The 17252-nt window shown below is 55.9% G+C and carries 19 protein-coding genes, 1 pseudogene and 1 other annotated feature; of the genes and pseudogenes, 13 read left to right on the top strand and 7 right to left on the bottom strand.

Going from position 1 to position 17252, the window contains the following annotated elements; genetic code table 11:
* Positions 1–12: 12 nt before the first annotated feature.
* Positions 13–1059, bottom strand: a complete 1047-nt coding sequence (gene sohB / locus KW828_RS15295) for a protease SohB (RefSeq protein ID WP_218337141.1) — start codon at positions 1057–1059, stop codon at positions 13–15.
* A 256-nt stretch (positions 1060–1315) separates the two neighbouring features.
* On the opposite strand from sohB, the gene KW828_RS15290 reads away from it, so the two are divergent.
* Together KW828_RS15290 and cobO are read left to right on the top strand one after the other, a co-directional pair.
* Positions 1316–2077 carry a YciK family oxidoreductase gene (locus KW828_RS15290; protein WP_218337139.1) on the top strand — a complete coding sequence of 254 codons (762 nt, stop codon included), beginning with the start codon at positions 1316–1318 and terminating at the stop codon, positions 2075–2077.
* Positions 2074–2664, top strand: coding sequence for a cob(I)yrinic acid a,c-diamide adenosyltransferase (cobO, locus tag KW828_RS15285; protein ID WP_218337137.1), 591 nt, complete (start codon positions 2074–2076; stop codon positions 2662–2664). Before KW828_RS15290 ends, cobO begins: the two co-directional genes overlap by 4 nt.
* Before the next feature lie 93 nt (positions 2665–2757).
* On the opposite strand, the gene rluB is transcribed toward cobO, so the two are convergent.
* Entirely contained in the window at positions 2758–3654 is an 897-nt protein-coding gene (gene rluB, locus KW828_RS15280) for a 23S rRNA pseudouridine(2605) synthase RluB (protein ID WP_218337136.1), read from the bottom strand.
* Between the two features lie 207 nt (positions 3655–3861).
* Here rluB and KW828_RS15275 point away from each other — a divergent pair, with 207 nt between their 5' ends.
* The gene (locus tag KW828_RS15275) at positions 3862–4617 is read left to right on the top strand and encodes an alpha/beta fold hydrolase (protein ID WP_218337134.1); all 756 of its coding nucleotides are present in this window, start codon (positions 3862–3864) and stop codon (positions 4615–4617) included.
* A gap of 32 nt (positions 4618–4649) precedes the next feature.
* Here the strand turns inward: KW828_RS15275 and KW828_RS15270 are convergent, their stop codons facing one another.
* Positions 4650–5270, bottom strand: coding sequence for an L-threonylcarbamoyladenylate synthase (locus KW828_RS15270; protein WP_218337133.1), 621 nt, complete (start codon positions 5268–5270; stop codon positions 4650–4652).
* Entirely contained in the window at positions 5267–6148 is an 882-nt protein-coding gene (gene rnm, locus KW828_RS15265) for an RNase AM (protein ID WP_218337131.1), read from the bottom strand. The genes KW828_RS15270 and rnm overlap by 4 nt, the downstream gene beginning before the upstream one ends.
* A gap of 159 nt (positions 6149–6307) precedes the next feature.
* Positions 6308–6403: a sequence feature (Trp leader region), on the top strand.
* Between the two features lie 22 nt (positions 6404–6425).
* On the opposite strand from rnm, the gene KW828_RS15260 reads away from it, so the two are divergent.
* Genes KW828_RS15260 through trpA form a run of 5 tightly spaced genes read left to right on the top strand, consistent with a single transcriptional unit; the run spans position 6426 to position 12961 of the window.
* The gene (locus tag KW828_RS15260; RefSeq protein ID WP_218337130.1) at positions 6426–7988 is read left to right on the top strand and encodes an anthranilate synthase component 1; all 1563 of its coding nucleotides are present in this window, start codon (positions 6426–6428) and stop codon (positions 7986–7988) included.
* Positions 7988–9583, top strand: coding sequence for a bifunctional anthranilate synthase glutamate amidotransferase component TrpG/anthranilate phosphoribosyltransferase TrpD (trpD, locus tag KW828_RS15255; protein WP_218337128.1), 1596 nt, complete (start codon positions 7988–7990; stop codon positions 9581–9583). Before KW828_RS15260 ends, trpD begins: the two co-directional genes overlap by 1 nt.
* The gene (gene trpCF, locus KW828_RS15250; RefSeq protein WP_218337126.1) at positions 9584–10948 is read left to right on the top strand and encodes a bifunctional indole-3-glycerol-phosphate synthase TrpC/phosphoribosylanthranilate isomerase TrpF; all 1365 of its coding nucleotides are present in this window, start codon (positions 9584–9586) and stop codon (positions 10946–10948) included.
* 10 nt (positions 10949–10958) lie between these two features.
* Complete coding sequence (gene trpB / locus KW828_RS15245) at positions 10959–12152, top strand: tryptophan synthase subunit beta (protein ID WP_218337125.1); 1194 nt, start codon at positions 10959–10961, stop codon at positions 12150–12152.
* Entirely contained in the window at positions 12152–12961 is an 810-nt protein-coding gene (gene trpA, locus KW828_RS15240; protein WP_218337124.1) for a tryptophan synthase subunit alpha, read from the top strand. The genes trpB and trpA overlap by 1 nt, the downstream gene beginning before the upstream one ends.
* 43 nt (positions 12962–13004) lie before the next feature.
* Here trpA and ompW read toward each other — a convergent pair whose 3' ends face one another.
* Positions 13005–13640 (bottom strand): outer membrane protein OmpW, encoded by a 636-nt coding sequence (gene ompW / locus KW828_RS15235; RefSeq protein WP_218337123.1) that lies wholly within the window; start codon positions 13638–13640, stop codon positions 13005–13007.
* Between the two features lie 178 nt (positions 13641–13818).
* On the opposite strand from ompW, the pseudogene KW828_RS22150 reads away from it, so the two are divergent.
* From KW828_RS22150 to yciA, 4 genes and pseudogenes are all read left to right on the top strand, one after another.
* A pseudogene (locus KW828_RS22150) lies at positions 13819–13920 on the top strand (YkgJ family cysteine cluster protein); the annotation flags it as partial.
* A gap of 30 nt (positions 13921–13950) precedes the next feature.
* On the top strand, positions 13951–14694 hold the full coding sequence (locus KW828_RS15230; protein WP_218337122.1) for a YciC family protein: 744 nt from the start codon (positions 13951–13953) through the stop codon (positions 14692–14694).
* Positions 14695–14745: 51 nt separating this feature from the next.
* Positions 14746–15285: a septation protein A gene (locus KW828_RS15225; RefSeq protein WP_218337121.1), complete on the top strand. Its 540-nt coding sequence runs from the start codon at positions 14746–14748 to the stop codon at positions 15283–15285.
* A gap of 21 nt (positions 15286–15306) precedes the next feature.
* Positions 15307–15708 carry an acyl-CoA thioester hydrolase YciA gene (gene yciA, locus KW828_RS15220; protein ID WP_218337120.1) on the top strand — a complete coding sequence of 134 codons (402 nt, stop codon included), beginning with the start codon at positions 15307–15309 and terminating at the stop codon, positions 15706–15708.
* A gap of 61 nt (positions 15709–15769) precedes the next feature.
* On the opposite strand, the gene tonB is transcribed toward yciA, so the two are convergent.
* On the bottom strand, positions 15770–16489 hold the full coding sequence (gene tonB, locus KW828_RS15215; RefSeq protein ID WP_218337234.1) for a TonB system transport protein TonB: 720 nt from the start codon (positions 16487–16489) through the stop codon (positions 15770–15772).
* A 222-nt stretch (positions 16490–16711) separates the two neighbouring features.
* Between tonB and KW828_RS15210 the strand changes: the two genes are divergently transcribed.
* Positions 16712–17008 carry a YciI family protein gene (locus KW828_RS15210; RefSeq protein ID WP_218337119.1) on the top strand — a complete coding sequence of 99 codons (297 nt, stop codon included), beginning with the start codon at positions 16712–16714 and terminating at the stop codon, positions 17006–17008.
* A gap of 42 nt (positions 17009–17050) precedes the next feature.
* Here the strand turns inward: KW828_RS15210 and KW828_RS15205 are convergent, their stop codons facing one another.
* Positions 17051–17224 carry a YciY family protein gene (locus tag KW828_RS15205; protein WP_218337117.1) on the bottom strand — a complete coding sequence of 58 codons (174 nt, stop codon included), beginning with the start codon at positions 17222–17224 and terminating at the stop codon, positions 17051–17053.
* Between the last annotated feature and the right edge of the window lie 28 nt (positions 17225–17252).

Here is a 17252-nt window from a genome sequence, read left to right as displayed (position 1 = left end):
CGCTTTTTTATTTTACAGCAGCGGTTTTTCGCCGCGCTGCCACCAGCGTAGTAGCAGCCGATCAGCCGCTTCTGCCGCACTGCCAGTAAAGCGATCCATCAGCTTTTTACGCTGCGCGTAGCGGACACCAATCACCTCGTGGTTTTTAATCAACTCAAGCAGCAGATCGTCGCTGGTGCCCACGTCATCCACCAGACCTTTTTCCTGCGCCTGTACACCGTACCAGTGTTCACCGGTGGCGACCTGTTCGATGTCCAGCGATGGACGCATTTGCTTCACGTAGCCCTTAAACAGATCGTGCGTCTCGTTGAGGCTCTCGCGGAACTTCTGTCGCCCTTCCTCGGTATTTTCACCCAGCAGCGTCAGCGTGCGCTTGTACTGCCCGGCGGTGTGCAGCTCAATGTCGATGTCTTTACTTTTCAGGAAGCGATTAAAGTTAGGAATTTGCGCGACCACACCAATAGAGCCGACGATAGCAAAAGGCGCAGCCACAATCTTATCGGCGACACAGGCCATCATGTAGCCGCCGCTGGCCGCGACTTTGTCGACCGCCACGGTTAAAGGAATATTTCTGTCGCGCAGGCGCTGGAGCTGTGAAGACGCCAGCCCGTAGCCATGCACCACGCCGCCGGGGCTTTCCAGACGCAATACCACCTGGTCTTCCGGCCTTGCGATGGTGATCACCGCGGTGATCTCTTCACGCAGGGAGTTAACTTCATGGGCATCCATACTGCCTTTGAAATCCAGCACAAAAACCCGTGGCTTCGTCGCCGTCACCGTAGTGCCCTGCTTCGCGTTGGCTTTTGCCGCTTTCGCTTCCTGCTTTGCTTTTTTCTTCTGCGCTTTGTGCCACAGCTTTTGCTGATGGCCGTCCAGCAGCGCAACCGAAACGTCTTCCTGCATTTCCTTATATTGCTCGCTCAGGTTGGTGACACGTAATTCACCCCGCTGACGCTTGCGCTGGGCAAGATTTACAATTAGTACCGCCACGACAACAATCGCAATCACAACGGTGGCGATTTTTGCCAAAAACAACCCATATTCAGACAATAATTCCACGCGTACCACCCTGGTTAAACCGTTATCTAGTCGCATTCAGTGTACATGAGCCATTCCGGCTCGTCTTCTGCGACTGCACAATGTTACGAGGCATCTTCCTGATTTTTTTCGACACCATGAAAAGGTTGCAAAGTGTTAACCTGCGCGATTGCCAGTCTTTGGCTGATTGAAATAAGGGCCTGTTTAAGGCATAAAACCAGCCAAACAAGATGACATCAGCCTGGCGCGCTGCGATGGCGACGCCTGAGGAGAGCCTGTGTATTACCAGCCACAACGTGATTTACTGCAAAACCGCATTATTCTGGTGACCGGAGCCAGCGCGGGTATCGGCGAGGAAGCGGCGCGAACCTATGCCCGCCACGGCGCGCAGGTGATCCTGCTGGGGCGAAATGACGAGAAACTGCGCCGGGTTGCCCAGGCGATTGCCGATGAAAACGGCCAGATGCCGCGCTGGTTTACCCTGGATATGGAAACCTGTACGCCAGCCGATTGCGAACAGCTTGCCGGGACGCTTGCCGCGCACTATTCACGTCTGGACGGCGTGCTGCATAACGCCGGTCTGCTGGGCGATATTTGTCCAATGGATCAGCAAAAGCCCGAGGTCTGGCAGCGAGTAATGCAGGTCAACGTTAATGCCACGTTTTTCCTCACCCAGGCCTTGCTTCCTTTATTACTGAAATCCGATGCCGGTTCGCTGGTATTCACCTCCTCCAGCGTCGGGCGTCAGGGGCGTGCCAACTGGGGCGCCTATGCCGCTTCAAAGTTCGCCACCGAAGGCATGATGCAGGTGCTGGCAGAGGAGTATCAGAGCCGTCATTTGCGGGTAAACTGTATCAATCCGGGCGGAACCCGTACGGGCATGCGCGCCAGCGCCTTCCCGACGGAAGATCCACAAAAACTTAAAACCCCGGCGGAAATTATGCCGCTCTATTTATGGTTAATGGGCGATGACAGCCGTCGCAAAACCGGCCTGAGCTTTGATGCTCAGCCAGGACGCAAACCGGGAATATCACAATGAGTGAAGATCGTTATCAACAGCGTCAGCAGCGCGTGAAAGAGAAAGTCGATGCGCGCGTTGCCGCCGCCCAGGACGAACGCGGCATTATCATCGTCTTTACCGGCAACGGCAAAGGCAAAACCACCGCGGCCTTTGGCACTGCCACGCGCGCCGTAGGACATGGTAAAAAAGTCGGCGTGATCCAGTTTATCAAAGGCACCTGGCCTAATGGCGAGCGCAATCTGCTGGAGCCTCACGGCGTAGAGTTTCAGGTGATGGCCACCGGTTTTACCTGGGACACGCAAAACCGCGAAGCGGATACCGCCGCCTGTACCGCCGTTTGGGAGCATGGTCGCCGGATGCTGGCGGATGCCTCGCTGGATCTGGTGATCCTCGATGAGCTGACTTATATGGTGGCCTACGATTACTTGCCACTGGAAGAGGTGCTTAGCGCCCTGCAAAATCGCCCTGCGCATCAGACGGTGATTATCACCGGGCGCGGTTGTCATCGGGATATTCTTGAGCTGGCGGATACGGTCAGCGAACTGCGACCGGTGAAGCATGCGTTTGATGCCGGGGTTAAAGCGCAGATGGGAATAGATTATTGAGGGATGTTGCCAAGTGGCGCTACGCTTACCTGGCCTACACATCAACGCGCTGTAGGCCCGTGTAAGCGAAGCGCCGCCGGGCTGGTGTACAGATTAACCGTTGGTTTTATTGCGCGTGCTGGAGCGGCGACCGGTCGATGCCGGACGCGGGCTTGACGTCTGGCTGTGACGTTTTACCGCACGGCGGATCTGATTCGCTTTCACCCGGCGGCGATCTTTTTCGACAGCCACTTTCGATTCGGTTTCCGGTTTCAGCTCCACCAGCTCACGCAGGTAGTTGGTCTGGGCGAGGTCCAGTTCGGTATAACCGCCACGCGGCAGGCCTTTCGGCAGCGGAATATCGCCGTAGCGAACGCGGATCAGGCGGCTGACCTGCACACCCACCGCTTCCCACAAACGACGCACTTCACGGTTGCGCCCTTCGGTTAAGGTCACGTTGTACCACTGGTTAATGCCTTCGCCGCCGCTGAACTTGATGGTTTTAAAGGCGGCCGGGCCATCTTCCAGCTGAACGCCACGGGCCAGTTCACGCAGCTTGTTATCGTCGACCTGACCAAACACCCGCACGGCATATTCACGCTCCACTTCGCGGCTGGGGTGCATCAGACGGTTCGCCAGTTCACCATCCGTGGTAAACAGCAGCAGACCGCAGGTATTAACGTCAAGACGCCCCACCGCGATCCAGCGCGCGCCGCGCAGTTTCGGCAGACGGTCGAACACGGTCGGACGGCCTTCCGGATCGTTACGCGTACACAGCTCGCCTTCCGGCTTGTAGTAGGCCAGTACGCGACAAATTTGTTCAACGGATTCTTTTACGGAGATCAGGTGGCCGTCGATGCGGATTTTCAGGCCCGGCTGGACTTCAACGCGGTCGCCCAACGTGGCAATTTTGCCGTCAACGCTGACGCGACCCGCTTCAATAATGGTTTCAATTTCACGGCGTGAGCCGTGGCCGGCACGCGCCAGCACTTTCTGTAGTTTCTCGCTCATGGAGCATCCTTCAGGTGTCGCCTTCACAGGCGTCTGGTATACTTTCAAAAACAACGAGTTATAAAATTCACCCCTCGCTGCTATGTAAAATCGCTGGCGTCAGGAAACGCGCCGAATTTCATATGGCCGCACATATTACATGAATTTATGCACGAATGCTGCAACGCTGCTCGCGAACAGCACTTCGGCGTCCAAACGGGAGGCACAATGAACAGCTTTACCTCTTCTGTTGCAGGATGTCAGATCCGCTATCACGATCTGCCTGGACCTGGCGAACCGCTGGTTTTTATACACGGACTAGGCTGCACTTCGTCCTTTGAATATCCGCGTGTCGTCATGGACCCGGCTTTTTCACCGCGGCGGGTGATCCTGATTGATTTACCGGGTAGCGGTTACAGTGATAAACCTGAACATTACGCCTACACCACCACCGATCAGGCTCACGCGGTCACAGAATTGCTGACGGCCATTGGCTTAACGCGGTTCTGGTTATACGGGCACAGCATGGGCGGGAGCATTGCCATTGAAGTGGCTAACGCCATGCAGGCATCCCTTTTGGGACTCATTGTATCCGAGCCAAACTTTTATAAAGGCGGCGGTCAATTCAGCAGCGGGATAGCCGCCTTTTCGCAAGAGGAATTTGTTGCTAAAGGCTACCAGGACTTAATTGATAAAGAAGCGAGTCCGTGGAAAGGTTCATTACAGAGTACCCTGCCGGTCGCCGTCTGGCGCGCAGCAACATCTCTGGTGACGGGTATCGAACCTGAATGGTTTTCGCTCTTTACCGCCCTGCCGGTTCGCAAGCAATTGCTGTTCGGGGAGTGGTCGTTACCCGATCCTGATTTTGAGGCGGTTAACACACAGGAGATCGCGTGCCGGGTCATTGATGCAGCTGGCCACGCTATGTCGTGGGAAAACCCGACAGGACTGGCGCAGGCATTAAGTGAGTTTTGTACGCAATAACCCGGGCCATAGTACGTGGCCCGGCACGTCATTTACAGGAAAGGTTTCACATCACCCACGCCTTCGCGCAGGATCACCGGCGAATGGTCGGTGAGATCAATAACGGTGGTCGGCTGCTGACCGAGGTAACCACCGTGGATCACCAGATCGACATGTTTTTCCAGACGATCTTTGATCTCTTCCGGGTCGGACTCGGTGAAGTCGCTACCCGGCAGCATCAGCGAGGTGGAAAGCATCGGCTCGCCCAGCGTTTCCAGTAGCGCCAGCGCGATAGGGTTTGACGGTACACGCAGGCCGATGGTTTTACGCTTTTCCTGCAACAGGCGGCGCGGCACCTCTTTCGTACCCTTCAGGATGAAGGTGTAATTGCCGGGCGTGTTGTTTTTAATCAGACGAAACGCCACGTTATCCACAAAGGCGTAGGTAGACAGCTCCGACAGATCACGGCACATCAGGGTGAAGTTGTGGCCGTCCGGCAACTGGCGAATACGACAAATGCGCTCCATGGCACCTTTGTCTTCGATTTTACAGCCCAGCGCATAACCGGAATCGGTGGGATAAACGATCACCCCGCCTTTGCGCACGATCTCCACGGCCTGATTAATCAGCCGTGCCTGCGGGTTGTCCGGATGAATATAGAAAAACTGACTCATACTGCCCTCTCAATGGTGTTCTGTGGCTGCTCCCATGACTGCCACACCCCTTCCACGCCTGCCGGTAACCAGAGCTTACGGCCCAGTTCGATCCACGGGCAGGGCTGATGGAAATCAGAGCCCTGCGACGCCAGTAAACCAAACTGTTGCGCATAAGCAGCAAGCTGGGTGCGCTCGTTAGGTGCCTGCTGACATTGCGATACTTCCATCGCGTCGCCACCCTGTTCGGCGAAGTGTGCCAGCAGTCTTTTCAGCCATTTAGCGCTCAAATCATACCGCCCCGGATGGGCGATCACCGCTTTGCCGCCAGAATGATGAATGACATCAATAGCTTGTTTTATTGTACACCACTGTGGCGGAACGTAGCCGGTTTTCCCGCGCGCGAGGTATTTTTTAAACACATCCGCCACATTATTTGCTTTGCCATTCGCCACCAGAAAACGCGCAAAGTGCCCACGCGTTACCGCACCACCCTGCGCCAGCGCTTGCGCGCCTTCCAGCGCACCAGGGATATGCGCCTTTTCAAGGCGTTCCGCGATTAACTGCGCCCGCTGCTGGCGTCGCGCCTTTTGTTCGTCCAGCAGTTCACACATTGCCGGATGAGTGGTATCAATATTCAGCCCGACAATATGAATCTCATGATTTTCCCACAGCGTAGAGATTTCCACGCCGGGTATGAGCGTTAATGCCAGACCGGCGCGTTCGATTTCGGCCTGGGCTGCGGCAATCGCGTCGGTGGTGTCATGATCGGTGATCGCCAGCGTACCGACGCGCATCTCAACCGCGCGATGCACCAGTTGTTCGGGTGAAAGCAATCCGTCTGAAGCGAGCGTATGGGAATGAAGATCGTAAATCACTGCGTAATTCGTGTCGCTCAAAGCGGCTCCCATGGGGATGTAAAGAAAGTAACCGCCCCATCATAACGGCTGCGGATGTTTTTTGCGAAATCAGGGGTTGACTTTATTTCGCCGAACCAGTTAACTAGTACGCAAGTTCACACGACGAGGTATCTGAAAATGACTGCACTCACAACACGTAATCGCTGGTGGCGCACTCCTGATAACGGGCAGTGAGGTCACGTCTGCGTCACGCAAACAGATACCCCGGCCCGCCACCTGCGCGGGCTTTTTTATGAACAAAATAACGAGAACGATTATGCAAACGCAAAAACCAGCACTCGAACTTCTTACCGATGACGCCGTGTACCGTGAAAATCCCACGGCGCTGTTTCATCAGATCTGCGGCGCGCGTCCGGCGACGCTGCTGCTCGAATCCGCCGACATCGACAGCAAAAATGATTTAAAAAGCCTGTTGCTGGTGGATGCCGCCATGCGCATTACCGCACTTGGTGACACTGTCACTATCAATGCATTTACCGATAACGGCGCGTCCCTGCTACCGCTGCTGGATGCGGCGCTGCCGTCTGGCGTAGACAACAGTAAAACCGCCACCAGCCGCGTGCTGCGCTTTCCGCCGGTGAGCACGCTGCTGGATGAAGACGCCCGTCTATGCTCCTTATCAGTATTCGATGCCTTCCGTCTGTTACAAACACTGGTCACCCTGCCAGCCGATGAGCGCGAAGCGATGTTTTTCGGCGGTCTGTTTGCCTATGACCTGGTGGCAGGTTTTGAAGATTTACCGGCACTGACTCAGGACAATAACTGCCCGGATTACTGTTTTTATCTGGCGGAAACGCTGCTGGTCATTGATCACCAGAAACAGCATACCCGTATTCAGGCAAGCCTCTTTACGCCACAGGCTGCCGAGCGCGATCGCCTGACACAACGGATGGCGACCCTGCGCCAGCAGCTGCACGATGTGCCGGTTGCCCTGCCGGTTGAATCCATTGCCTCCATGCGCTGCGACTGTAACCAGAGCGATGAAGAGTACGGTGCGGTAGTACGCGAAATGCAGAAAGCGATCCGCGCCGGGGAGATTTTCCAGGTGGTGCCGTCCCGCCGCTTCTCGCTCCCCTGCCCCTCGCCGCTGGCGGCCTATGATGTGCTGAAGAAAAGCAATCCCAGCCCGTACATGTTCTTTATGCAGGATGCTGATTTCACCCTGTTCGGTGCCTCGCCGGAAAGCTCGCTGAAATATGACTCCACCTCCCGCCAGATTGAGATCTACCCGATTGCCGGCACACGCCCGCGCGGTCGTCGCGCCGACGGCTCGCTGGATCGCGATCTCGACAGCCGTATTGAGCTTGAAATGCGCACCGATCACAAAGAGCTGTCAGAGCACCTGATGTTGGTGGATCTGGCGCGTAACGACCTGGCGCGCATCTGTACGCCGGGCAGCCGCTACGTGGCTGACCTGACCAAAGTTGACCGCTATTCGTTTGTCATGCACCTGGTGTCCCGCGTGGTGGGTGAACTGCGCCATGACCTGGATGCGCTGCACGCCTATCGCGCCTGTATGAATATGGGCACCCTGAGCGGCGCGCCAAAAGTTCGCGCCATGCAGCTGATTGCCGGTGCCGAAGGTACCCGGCGTGGCAGCTACGGCGGCGCGGTGGGATATTTTACCGCCCACGGCGATCTCGACACCTGTATCGTTATCCGTTCTGCCTACGTGGAAAACGGCATCGCCACCGTTCAGGCGGGTGCCGGCGTGGTACTGGATTCTGTCCCGCAGTCCGAAGCCGATGAAACCCGTAATAAAGCCCGCGCCGTCCTGCGCGCCATTGCCACTGCACATCACGCACAGGAGACGTTCTGATGGCTGATATTCTGCTGCTCGATAATATCGACTCGTTTACTTACAACCTCGCCGATCAGCTGCGTGCCAGCGGGCACAACGTGGTGATTTATCGTAACCATGTCCCGGCGCAGACGCTCATTGACCGCCTGACCACCATGGATAACCCGGTACTGATGCTCTCCCCAGGCCCGGGCGCGCCTTCAGAAGCAGGCTGTATGCCAGAGTTGTTAACCCGCCTGCGCGGTAAGCTGCCGATCATCGGCATCTGTCTGGGCCATCAGGCGATTGTCGAAGCCTACGGCGGCTACGTGGGCCAGGCCGGTGAGATCCTGCACGGTAAAGCCTCCAGTATTGAACATGACGGCCAGGCGATGTTTGCCGGGCTGAGTAACCCCCTGCCGGTCGCCCGTTACCATTCGCTGGTGGGCAGCAATGTTCCGGCGGGTCTGACCATCAATGCCCATTTCAACGGCATGGTGATGGCCGTACGCCACGATACGGATCGCGTCTGTGGCTTCCAGTTCCATCCGGAATCGATCCTCACCACCCAGGGCGCACGTTTACTGGAGCAAACGCTGGCATGGGCGATGCAGAAACTGGAGCAGACCAATACCCTGCAACCGATCCTTGAAAAACTTTACCAGGCGCAAACGCTGAGCCAGCAGGAGAGTCACCAGCTATTTTCTGCGGTGGTCCGCGGCGAGCTGAAGCCAGAGCAACTGGCAGCGGCGCTGGTGAGCATGAAAATTCGTGGCGAACACCCGAATGAAATCGCCGGGGCCGCCACCGCCCTGCTGGAAAATGCCGCGCCCTTCCCGCGCCCGGATTATGCCTTTGCCGATATTGTCGGTACCGGCGGCGACGGCAGTAACAGCATTAATATTTCCACCGCCAGCGCCTTTGTGGCAGCGGCCTGCGGGCTGAAAGTCGCCAAGCACGGCAATCGCAGCGTCTCCAGTAAATCGGGTTCGTCGGATCTGCTGGCGGCCTTTGGCATTAATCTGGATATGCAGGCGGAAAAATCCCGCACCGCGCTGGATGAGCTGGGCGTCTGTTTCCTGTTTGCGCCGAAATATCACATCGGTTTCCGCCATGCGATGCCGGTACGCCAGCAGCTGAAAACCCGCACGCTGTTTAACGTGCTGGGGCCGCTGATCAACCCGGCGCATCCGCCGCTGGCGCTGATCGGCGTCTATAGCCCGGAACTGGTACTGCCGATTGCCGAAACCCTGCGCGTGCTTGGTTATCAGCGCGCAGCAGTGGTACACAGCGGCGGCATGGATGAAGTGTCATTGCATGCGCCGACGGTAGTAGCCGAGCTGCACGAAGGTGAAATCAAAAGCTATCAACTGACCGCCGCTGATTTCGGCCTGACGCCTTATCATCAGGAGCAACTGGCAGGCGGCACGCCGGAAGAAAACCGTGACATTCTGACGCGCTTATTACAAGGTAAAGGCGAGGCTGCGCATGAAGCCGCCGTGGCCGCCAACGTCGCCATGCTGATGCGTCTGCACGGTGAAGAAGATTTACAGGCCAATGCGCAAAAAGTTCTGGATGTGCTGCACAGCGGTGCGGCGTATGACAAAGTCACCGCACTTGCGGCAAGAGGGTAAATGATGGAAACCGTTTTAGCGAAAATCGTCGCAGATAAGGCGATTTGGGTTGAGGCCCGCAAAGCGCAACAGCCGCTGGCCAGTTTTCAAAATGAAGTGGTACCGAGTACGCGCCGTTTCTATTCTGCCCTGCAGGGCGCGCGGACGGCCTTTATTCTGGAGTGCAAAAAAGCCTCGCCGTCCAAAGGCGTGATCCGCGAAGACTTCGATCCGGCGCAGATCGCCGCGATCTACAAAAACCATGCGTCAGCCATTTCGGTGCTGACGGATGAGAAATATTTCCACGGCAGCTTCGATTTTCTGCCGGTAGTCAGCGCCATCGCGCCGCAGCCGATCCTCTGTAAGGACTTCATTATCGATCCTTACCAGATTTACCTGGCGCGTTTCTACCAGGCGGATGCCTGCCTGCTGATGCTGTCCGTGCTGGATGATGAGCAGTATCGCCAGCTTGCCGCCGTCGCGCATAGTCTGGAGATGGGCGTGCTGACGGAAGTCAGTAATGAAGAAGAGCTGGAACGCGCCATCGCTCTTGAGGCGAAAGTGGTCGGTATTAATAACCGTGACCTGCGCGATCTCTCCATCGATTTGAACCGCACCCGTCAGCTGGCACCGCGTCTCGGTGCGGGGGTGACGGTGATCAGTGAGTCCGGCATTAACACCTATGCGCAGGTGCGTGAACTCAGTCATTTCACCAACGGTTTTCTGATTGGCTCGGCATTGATGGAGTATCCCGATCTGAACGCCGCCGTGCAGCGTGTGCTGCTCGGCGAAAACAAAGTCTGTGGGTTAACCCGCGCGGAAGATGCACAGGCCGCTTATGAGGCGGGGGCGATGTACGGCGGGCTGATTTTTGTCGACACCTCGCCACGCGCAGTCAGCGATGAACAGGCGCAGGCGGTGATAAGGGCCGCGCCGGGCCTGCGCTATGTCGGCGTGTTCCGCAACGCGCCGGTAGAGGATGTGGTCAGCCGGGCGCAACGGCTGGGACTTGCCGCGGTGCAACTGCACGGATCAGAAGATCAGCAGTATGTGAATGCGTTACGCGCCGCGCTGCCCGCCGATGTGCAGATCTGGAAAGCGCTCAGCGTCACCAGTACCCTGCCCGCGCGGGATTATCAGCAAGTGGACAAATACCTTTTCGATAACGGTCAGGGTGGCAGCGGGGAGCGATTTGACTGGTCGCTGCTGGCAGGACAACGCCTCGACAATGTACTGCTCGCAGGTGGCCTCGGTGCCGACAACTGCGTGGAAGCCGCCAGAGCCGGTTGTGCCGGCCTCGATTTTAATTCAGGCGTAGAGCGTGAACCGGGTATTAAAGACGCCAGCAAACTGGCCTCGGTTTTTCGCACGCTCAGAGCATATTAAGGAAACAAGCATGACAACATTACTGAATCCCTATTTCGGCGAGTTTGGCGGTATGTACGTGCCGCAGATCCTGATGCCCGCCCTGCGTCAGCTTGAAGAAGCTTTTGTTAACGCGCAAAAAGATCCTGAATTCCAGGCGCAGTTTACTGACCTGCTGAAAAACTATGCGGGTCGCCCGACGGCGCTGACTAAATGCCAGAACCTGACGGCAGGCACCAAAACCACGCTGTACCTCAAGCGTGAAGATTTGCTGCACGGCGGCGCGCATAAGACTAACCAGGTGTTGGGTCAGGCGTTGCTGGCGAAGAAAATGGGCAAAACGGAAATCATCGCCGAAACCGGCGCCGGACAGCACGGAGTGGCGTCAGCGCTGGCGTCCGCCCTGCTCGGCCTGAAATGCCGTATCTATATGGGCGCAAAAGATGTGGAGCGCCAGTCGCCGAACGTCTTCCGTATGCGTCTGATGGGCGCGGAAGTGATCCCGGTACACAGCGGTTCCGCCACGCTGAAAGATGCCTGTAACGAGGCGCTGCGCGACTGGTCCGGCAGCTACGATACCGCGCACTATATGCTGGGTACCGCCGCGGGTCCGCACCCTTTCCCGACCATTGTGCGTGAATTCCAGCGCATGATCGGCGAAGAAACCAAAGCGCAGATCCTCGAAAAAGAGGGTCGTCTGCCGGATGCGGTGATCGCCTGTGTTGGCGGCGGCTCTAACGCTATCGGCATGTTTGCTGACTTTATTGACGACACCAGCGTCGGGCTTATCGGCGTTGAACCTGCCGGACACGGTATCGAATCTGGCGAGCACGGCGCGCCGCTCAAGCATGGTCGTGTCGGCATCTACTTTGGTATGAAATCGCCGATGATGCAGACGGAAGACGGCCAGATTGAAGAATCCTATTCGATCTCTGCCGGGCTGGATTTCCCGTCCGTTGGCCCGCAGCATGCCCATCTTAACAGCATCGGACGTGCGGATTATGTGTCGATTACTGATGATGAAGCGCTGGATGCCTTTAAACTGTTGTGCCGCAGCGAAGGGATTATTCCGGCGCTGGAATCTTCTCACGCACTGGCGCATGCACTGAAAATGATCCGCGAAAACCCGGAAAAAGAGCAGCTGCTGGTGGTTAACCTGTCCGGGCGTGGTGATAAAGACATCTTTACGGTTCACGATATTCTGAAAGCGCGAGGGGAAATGTAATGGAACGCTATGAAAACCTGTTTAAACGCCTGAAGGATCGCAAGGAAGGCGCGTTTGTTCCCTTCGTGACGCTGGGTGATCCTTCTCCTGAGCAGTCGCTGAAAATTATCGACACGCTGATCGAAGCAGGCGCAGATGCGCTTGAGCTGGGTATTCCGTTCTCCGATCCGCTGGCGGACGGCCCGACGATCCAAAACGCCACGCTGCGCGCTTTTGCCGCAGGCGTTACTCCGGCGCAGTGCTTTGAAATTCTGACCACCGTGCGCCAGAAATACCCGGATATGCCGATTGGCCTGCTGATGTATGCCAATCTGGTATTCAGCCGTGGCGTTGACGAGTTTTACGCACAGTGTGAAAAAGCCGGTGTGGATTCTGTGCTGGTGGCGGATGTGCCGGTGGAGGAGTCTGCCCCGTTCCGTCAGGCGGCGCTGCGCCACAACGTGGCACCGATTTTTATCTGCCCGCCGAATGCTGATGATGACCTGCTGCGCCAGATCGCCTCTTATGGTCGCGGCTATACCTACCTGCTGTCCCGTGCCGGGGTGACTGGATCAGAGAATGGCACCGCGCTGCCGCTGAATCATCTGGTGGATAAACTGCGTGAATATAATGCCGCGCCGGCATTACAGGGATTTGGTATTTCGTCCCCGGCGCAGGTGACGGCTGCGCTGGACGCCGGTGCTGCCGGGGCGATCTCCGGCTCGGCCATTGTGAAAATTATCGAGAAAAATCTCGATAATTCCAGCGCCATGCTGGCGGAGCTGAAAGCCTTTGTTCAGGGTCTGAAAGCCGCAACCTTACCGCACTAAAATCATACGCCGCCTGAGGAATTATCAGGCGGCCTGTTCCCTGTCAGAATCGATAACCTGCGCCAAACATAAATACCCATGGATCAAGACGGGTATTCACGCTCTGCTGTTGACCGCCCGCTTTGAAACGAACATCGGTATCGATGTCCATATACCAGACCGACATGTTCAACAGCCAGTCGCGGTTGACCAGATAATCCAGCCCTACCTGACCCGCCAGACCCCAGGAATCTTTCAGGCTCAGATCTGACAAGCCCGCCGCTTTGCCAGTGTCGTTGAATTTTTCATCAAAGAACGTGGTGTAGTTGACGCCCGCGCCGATATAAGGACGTGCTTTGCTGTTGGCGTCACCAAAATACCATTGCGCCATTAATGTCGGCGGTAAATGGTGAACGGTCGCCAGATCGCCGGTCGGCCCGGTACCCACTTTGTGACGGAACGGCGTGGCAGCGAGCAGCTCGACGCCAACGTTATCGGTCGCCATATACGTAAAGGTCAGGCCCAGTTGGGTATTGTTATCAACGTTAAAACCGCCCAGGCTGCCCAGCACATTATCCGAGCCTTCGGTCGGGCGCACGGTAGCGGAACCGGCGCGGATAAAGAATTCACCCGCTTCGTGGGCATAAACGTTTGCGGAAAAACCTGCCATTACCAGCGCTGCCAAAGCTAACTTTTTCATCTCCACTCCTTTGATGTGGTTTTATTTGCGCGGTGAATATACCCACATCGAAGTAGAAAGTGATCTGTCACAGATCACATTTAAACCAATAATTTAACCTTTGTTGATCTGGATTAATTTTATGGCTCATTCCTGCAAAACGGCTTTTACCGGTCTGGATCAATTTTTACCTTTTGTGCGTATCCGGCAACCCTTACTCCCGCTTTACAAAGATATGCTTTTCCATACGTCCCTTGATGCTGCCACTTGCGGGTCAACCAGGGTACAATCGCCCCCCTGAATAAACACCTGCTTAACTCAAGGAGAGGGCATGTCTATCACGGCGAAGTCCGTTTACCGTGACACGGGAAATTTTTTTCGTAATCAGTTCGTTACTATTCTGCTGATCGCGTTGTTATGTGCATTTATCACGGTGATGCTTGGTCATGTTTTTTCGCCCAGTGAGGAACAACTGTCGATTTTGAGCGAGGGCGATAATCTGTCCGGTAGCGTCGGCCTGATGGAACTGGTGCAAAATATGACCCCTGAGCAGCAACAGGTTCTGCTGCGCGCGTCGGCGGCCTCAACGTTCTCCGGGCTTATCGGTAACGCCATTTTGGCGGGTGGTGTACTGCTGATGATCCAGCTGATTTCTGCCGGACAGCGCGTCAGCGCCCTGCGGGCCATTGGCGCCAGCGCTCCGGTGCTGCCGAAGCTGTTCGCGCTGATTTTCATCACCACCCTGCTGGTGCAGGTGGGCATTATGATGATTGTCGTGCCGGGCGTGCTGCTGGCCATCGTATTGTCGTTTGCGCCGATCATGCTGGTGCAGGAGAAAATGGGTGTCTTCGCCGCGTTGCGTACCAGCATGCGCCTGGCCTGGGCGAATATGCGTCTGGTCGCACCGGCGATTGTCGGCTGGCTATTGGCAAAAACCGTGCTGCTGATGGTTGCCTCAAGCTTTGCCGCCCTGACGCCAACCGTTGGCGCCGTAGTGGCGAACACGGTGAGTAACTTAATCTCTGCCGTGCTGCTGATTTATCTTTTCCGCCTCTATATGCTGATCCGTCCTTAACATTCACCCGTCGGCCTTCACGTCGACGGGTATTACTATCGGAATTAAAGAATGAAGCAGTTTCTTGATTTTCTGCCGCTGATTGTCTTTTTCGCGTTTTATAAGCTGTACGACATTTATGCCGGAACCGCCGCGCTGATCGTCGCCACCGCAGTAGTGTTAATCTACAGCTGGGTGCGTTATCGCAAAGTGGAAAAAATGGCGCTGATTACCTTTGTACTGGTGGCGGTATTTGGCGGCTTAACGCTGTTCTTCCATAACGATGAATTTATTAAATGGAAGGTGACGGTGATTTATGCGCTGTTCGCCGGCGCGCTGTTATTCAGCCAGTGGGTAATGAAAAAGCCGCTGATCCAGCGCATGCTGGGTAAAGAACTCACCCTGCCGCAGCACGTCTGGTCGAAACTGAATATCGCCTGGGCGGTGTTCTTTATTCTGTGCGGACTGGCGAATATTTATATCGCGTTCTGGTTGCCGCAAAATATCTGGGTTAACTTTAAAGTGTTTGGCCTGTCGGCCTTAACGCTGATTTTCACCTTGCTGAGCGGAATTTATATTTACCGCCACATGCCGACTGAAGATAAATCCTGACGCGTATACAGTGAGAAAATAATGACCACAACAAACGATGCTCCGCAGGGAGAACTGGTTTTACGCACGCTGGCCATGCCTGCGGATACCAACGCGAATGGTGATATTTTTGGTGGCTGGTTGATGTCGCAGATGGACATGGGCGGCGCGATCATGGCAAAAGAGATCGCCCAGGGTCGTGTGGTGACGGTGCGCGTCGATGGCATGACTTTTCTGCGCCCGGTCGCCGTCGGTGATGTGGTGTGCTGTTATGCCCGCTGCGTTAAACGCGGCAACACCTCCGTGACCATCAATGTAGAAGTATGGGTGAAGAAAGTCTCCTCAGAGCCGATTGGTCAGCGCTACAAAGCCACTGAAGCGCTGTTTATCTATGTGGCCGTGGACAGCGAAGGAAAACCTCGCGCCCTGCCGACATTGTCCTGAATCGCAGCCATTAAAAAAGCCTCCCTGTTGAAGGGGAGGCTTTTTTTTGCCCGCAGGCCGGTTATTCCATCGACGTGCCGCCGTTCATACGGAACACGATGTTAACGGTAATGCCGTTGCCCGGTTTGCCCGGCTCATAGCGCCATTTACGCATTGCATCTTTTACTGCGCGCTCAAACATATTGCGCGGCGTGGCGTCGATTATCTGCACATTTTCCACACGGCCAGCGGATGTGACGTCAAACTTAACCCTTACACGACCTTCAATACGCAGCGTCTGTGCGCGTGTCGGATACTGCGGATCGCTACGGCTGATGGCGCGCGGTCCGGCCGGGGCGTTATTGACCGGTCGGCTTTGTGCCGGAGCCGGCGTGGTCGTCGGACGCGGGGCTAAACTCTGTACCGGCGCGCTCGGGCGTGGCTCAGCTGGTCGCACGTCACGCTTCGGCTGCTCAACACGTTTCTCTGGTTTTGGCTTCGGTTTAGGTTTCGGTTTTGGCTTCGGTTTTTCGATCACCACCGGCGCTTCTTTGGGCGGCTCCGGAACAGGTTCTGGCTCAGGCTCAGGTTCCGGCTCAACCACCGGTTCCGGTGGCGGTGCCACCTGTGGCGGCTCCAGTTCAGCAGGCGAAACCATGGTGACAGAGATAGGCTGCGAAGGCGCAGGCAGTTCAATAACCTGTTTTACGGAACTATAGAGCACCACTGCCACCACAGCGGCGTGAACACCAATGGACAGCAGCGTCGGCCAGGCAATGCGGCGAGGTGTATCAAAGGTCATTGAGGTCATAATCGTATCAGTTAAAAAACCAGGCTCCGATTTTAAATGCAAATAGCAATCATATTCAACAAGCCATCACCTCGATCGTGCATTTAGTGGGTTTAATCCAGATAATTAGCGCATGTAAATCAAGGTTGTTAACACCTTCGCTAACTTTGCGTTGCAGTCATGAATACTTTCACTTAACGTAACTCGCGACTTTATAAACTAAGGAGCTTGCCCGTGCTTTATGTGATTTACGCTGAAGATAACGCTGATTCGCTGGAAAAACGCTCGTCAGTACGTCCGGCGCACCTTGCCCGTCTGCAATTGCTGCGTGATGAAGGTCGTCTGCTGACTGCCGGGCCGATGCCAGCGGTGGACAGCAACGAACCGGGCGCGGCAGGCTTTACCGGCTCAACGGTGATCGCAGAATTCGCATCGCTGGAAGAAGCCACCGCCTGGGCGGATGCCGATCCGTATGTGGCGGCGGGAGTCTATCAGAAGGTGTCGGTGAAGCCGTTCCGCAAAGTATTTTAAGACGCTGAAAACAGGGGGCACCGGCTGGCGGTGCCCTTGGGATCAGACTTCCCTGAACGCAAACAACAACGAATTACGATGATGGTTGAGTAAGCATTTTCTGATCGAGTGAATGCGCATATTTCGACGTGACTGCCCTTCCAGCCAGCGCGCTTTACGGCGGCTCGCCTGGCGGACCATACGCCAGCGCCCTACTTCTGGTCTACTACGCTTCATGATGGTAACTCTTACAATAATGAAGCCC

Source organism: Enterobacter sp. ENT03, from assembly GCF_019218745.1.
GTDB lineage: Bacteria > Pseudomonadota > Gammaproteobacteria > Enterobacterales > Enterobacteriaceae > Enterobacter_D.
Note: the sequence above shows the minus strand (reverse complement) of the source record. Positions and strands in the feature narration are given on the sequence as shown.

What these genes read in the sequence shown, in the direction of transcription:
- cobO (WP_218337137.1), top strand. Translation starts at nt 2,074, where the DNA reads ATGAGTGAAGATCGTTATCAACAGCGTCAGCAGCGCGTGAAAGAGAAA.
- rluB (WP_218337136.1), bottom strand. Translation starts at nt 3,654, where the DNA reads ATGAGCGAGAAACTACAGAAAGTGCTGGCGCGTGCCGGCCACGGCTCA.
- KW828_RS15275 (WP_218337134.1), top strand. Translation starts at nt 3,862, where the DNA reads ATGAACAGCTTTACCTCTTCTGTTGCAGGATGTCAGATCCGCTATCAC.
- KW828_RS15270 (WP_218337133.1), bottom strand. Translation starts at nt 5,270, where the DNA reads ATGAGTCAGTTTTTCTATATTCATCCGGACAACCCGCAGGCACGGCTG.
- KW828_RS15260 (WP_218337130.1), top strand. Translation starts at nt 6,426, where the DNA reads ATGCAAACGCAAAAACCAGCACTCGAACTTCTTACCGATGACGCCGTG.
- trpD (WP_218337128.1), top strand. Translation starts at nt 7,988, where the DNA reads ATGGCTGATATTCTGCTGCTCGATAATATCGACTCGTTTACTTACAAC.
- trpCF (WP_218337126.1), top strand. Translation starts at nt 9,584, where the DNA reads ATGATGGAAACCGTTTTAGCGAAAATCGTCGCAGATAAGGCGATTTGG.
- trpB (WP_218337125.1), top strand. Translation starts at nt 10,959, where the DNA reads ATGACAACATTACTGAATCCCTATTTCGGCGAGTTTGGCGGTATGTAC.
- trpA (WP_218337124.1), top strand. Translation starts at nt 12,152, where the DNA reads ATGGAACGCTATGAAAACCTGTTTAAACGCCTGAAGGATCGCAAGGAA.
- ompW (WP_218337123.1), bottom strand. Translation starts at nt 13,640, where the DNA reads ATGAAAAAGTTAGCTTTGGCAGCGCTGGTAATGGCAGGTTTTTCCGCA.
- KW828_RS15230 (WP_218337122.1), top strand. Translation starts at nt 13,951, where the DNA reads ATGTCTATCACGGCGAAGTCCGTTTACCGTGACACGGGAAATTTTTTT.
- KW828_RS15225 (WP_218337121.1), top strand. Translation starts at nt 14,746, where the DNA reads ATGAAGCAGTTTCTTGATTTTCTGCCGCTGATTGTCTTTTTCGCGTTT.
- yciA (WP_218337120.1), top strand. Translation starts at nt 15,307, where the DNA reads ATGACCACAACAAACGATGCTCCGCAGGGAGAACTGGTTTTACGCACG.
- tonB (WP_218337234.1), bottom strand. Translation starts at nt 16,489, where the DNA reads ATGACCTTTGATACACCTCGCCGCATTGCCTGGCCGACGCTGCTGTCC.
- KW828_RS15205 (WP_218337117.1), bottom strand. Translation starts at nt 17,224, where the DNA reads ATGAAGCGTAGTAGACCAGAAGTAGGGCGCTGGCGTATGGTCCGCCAG.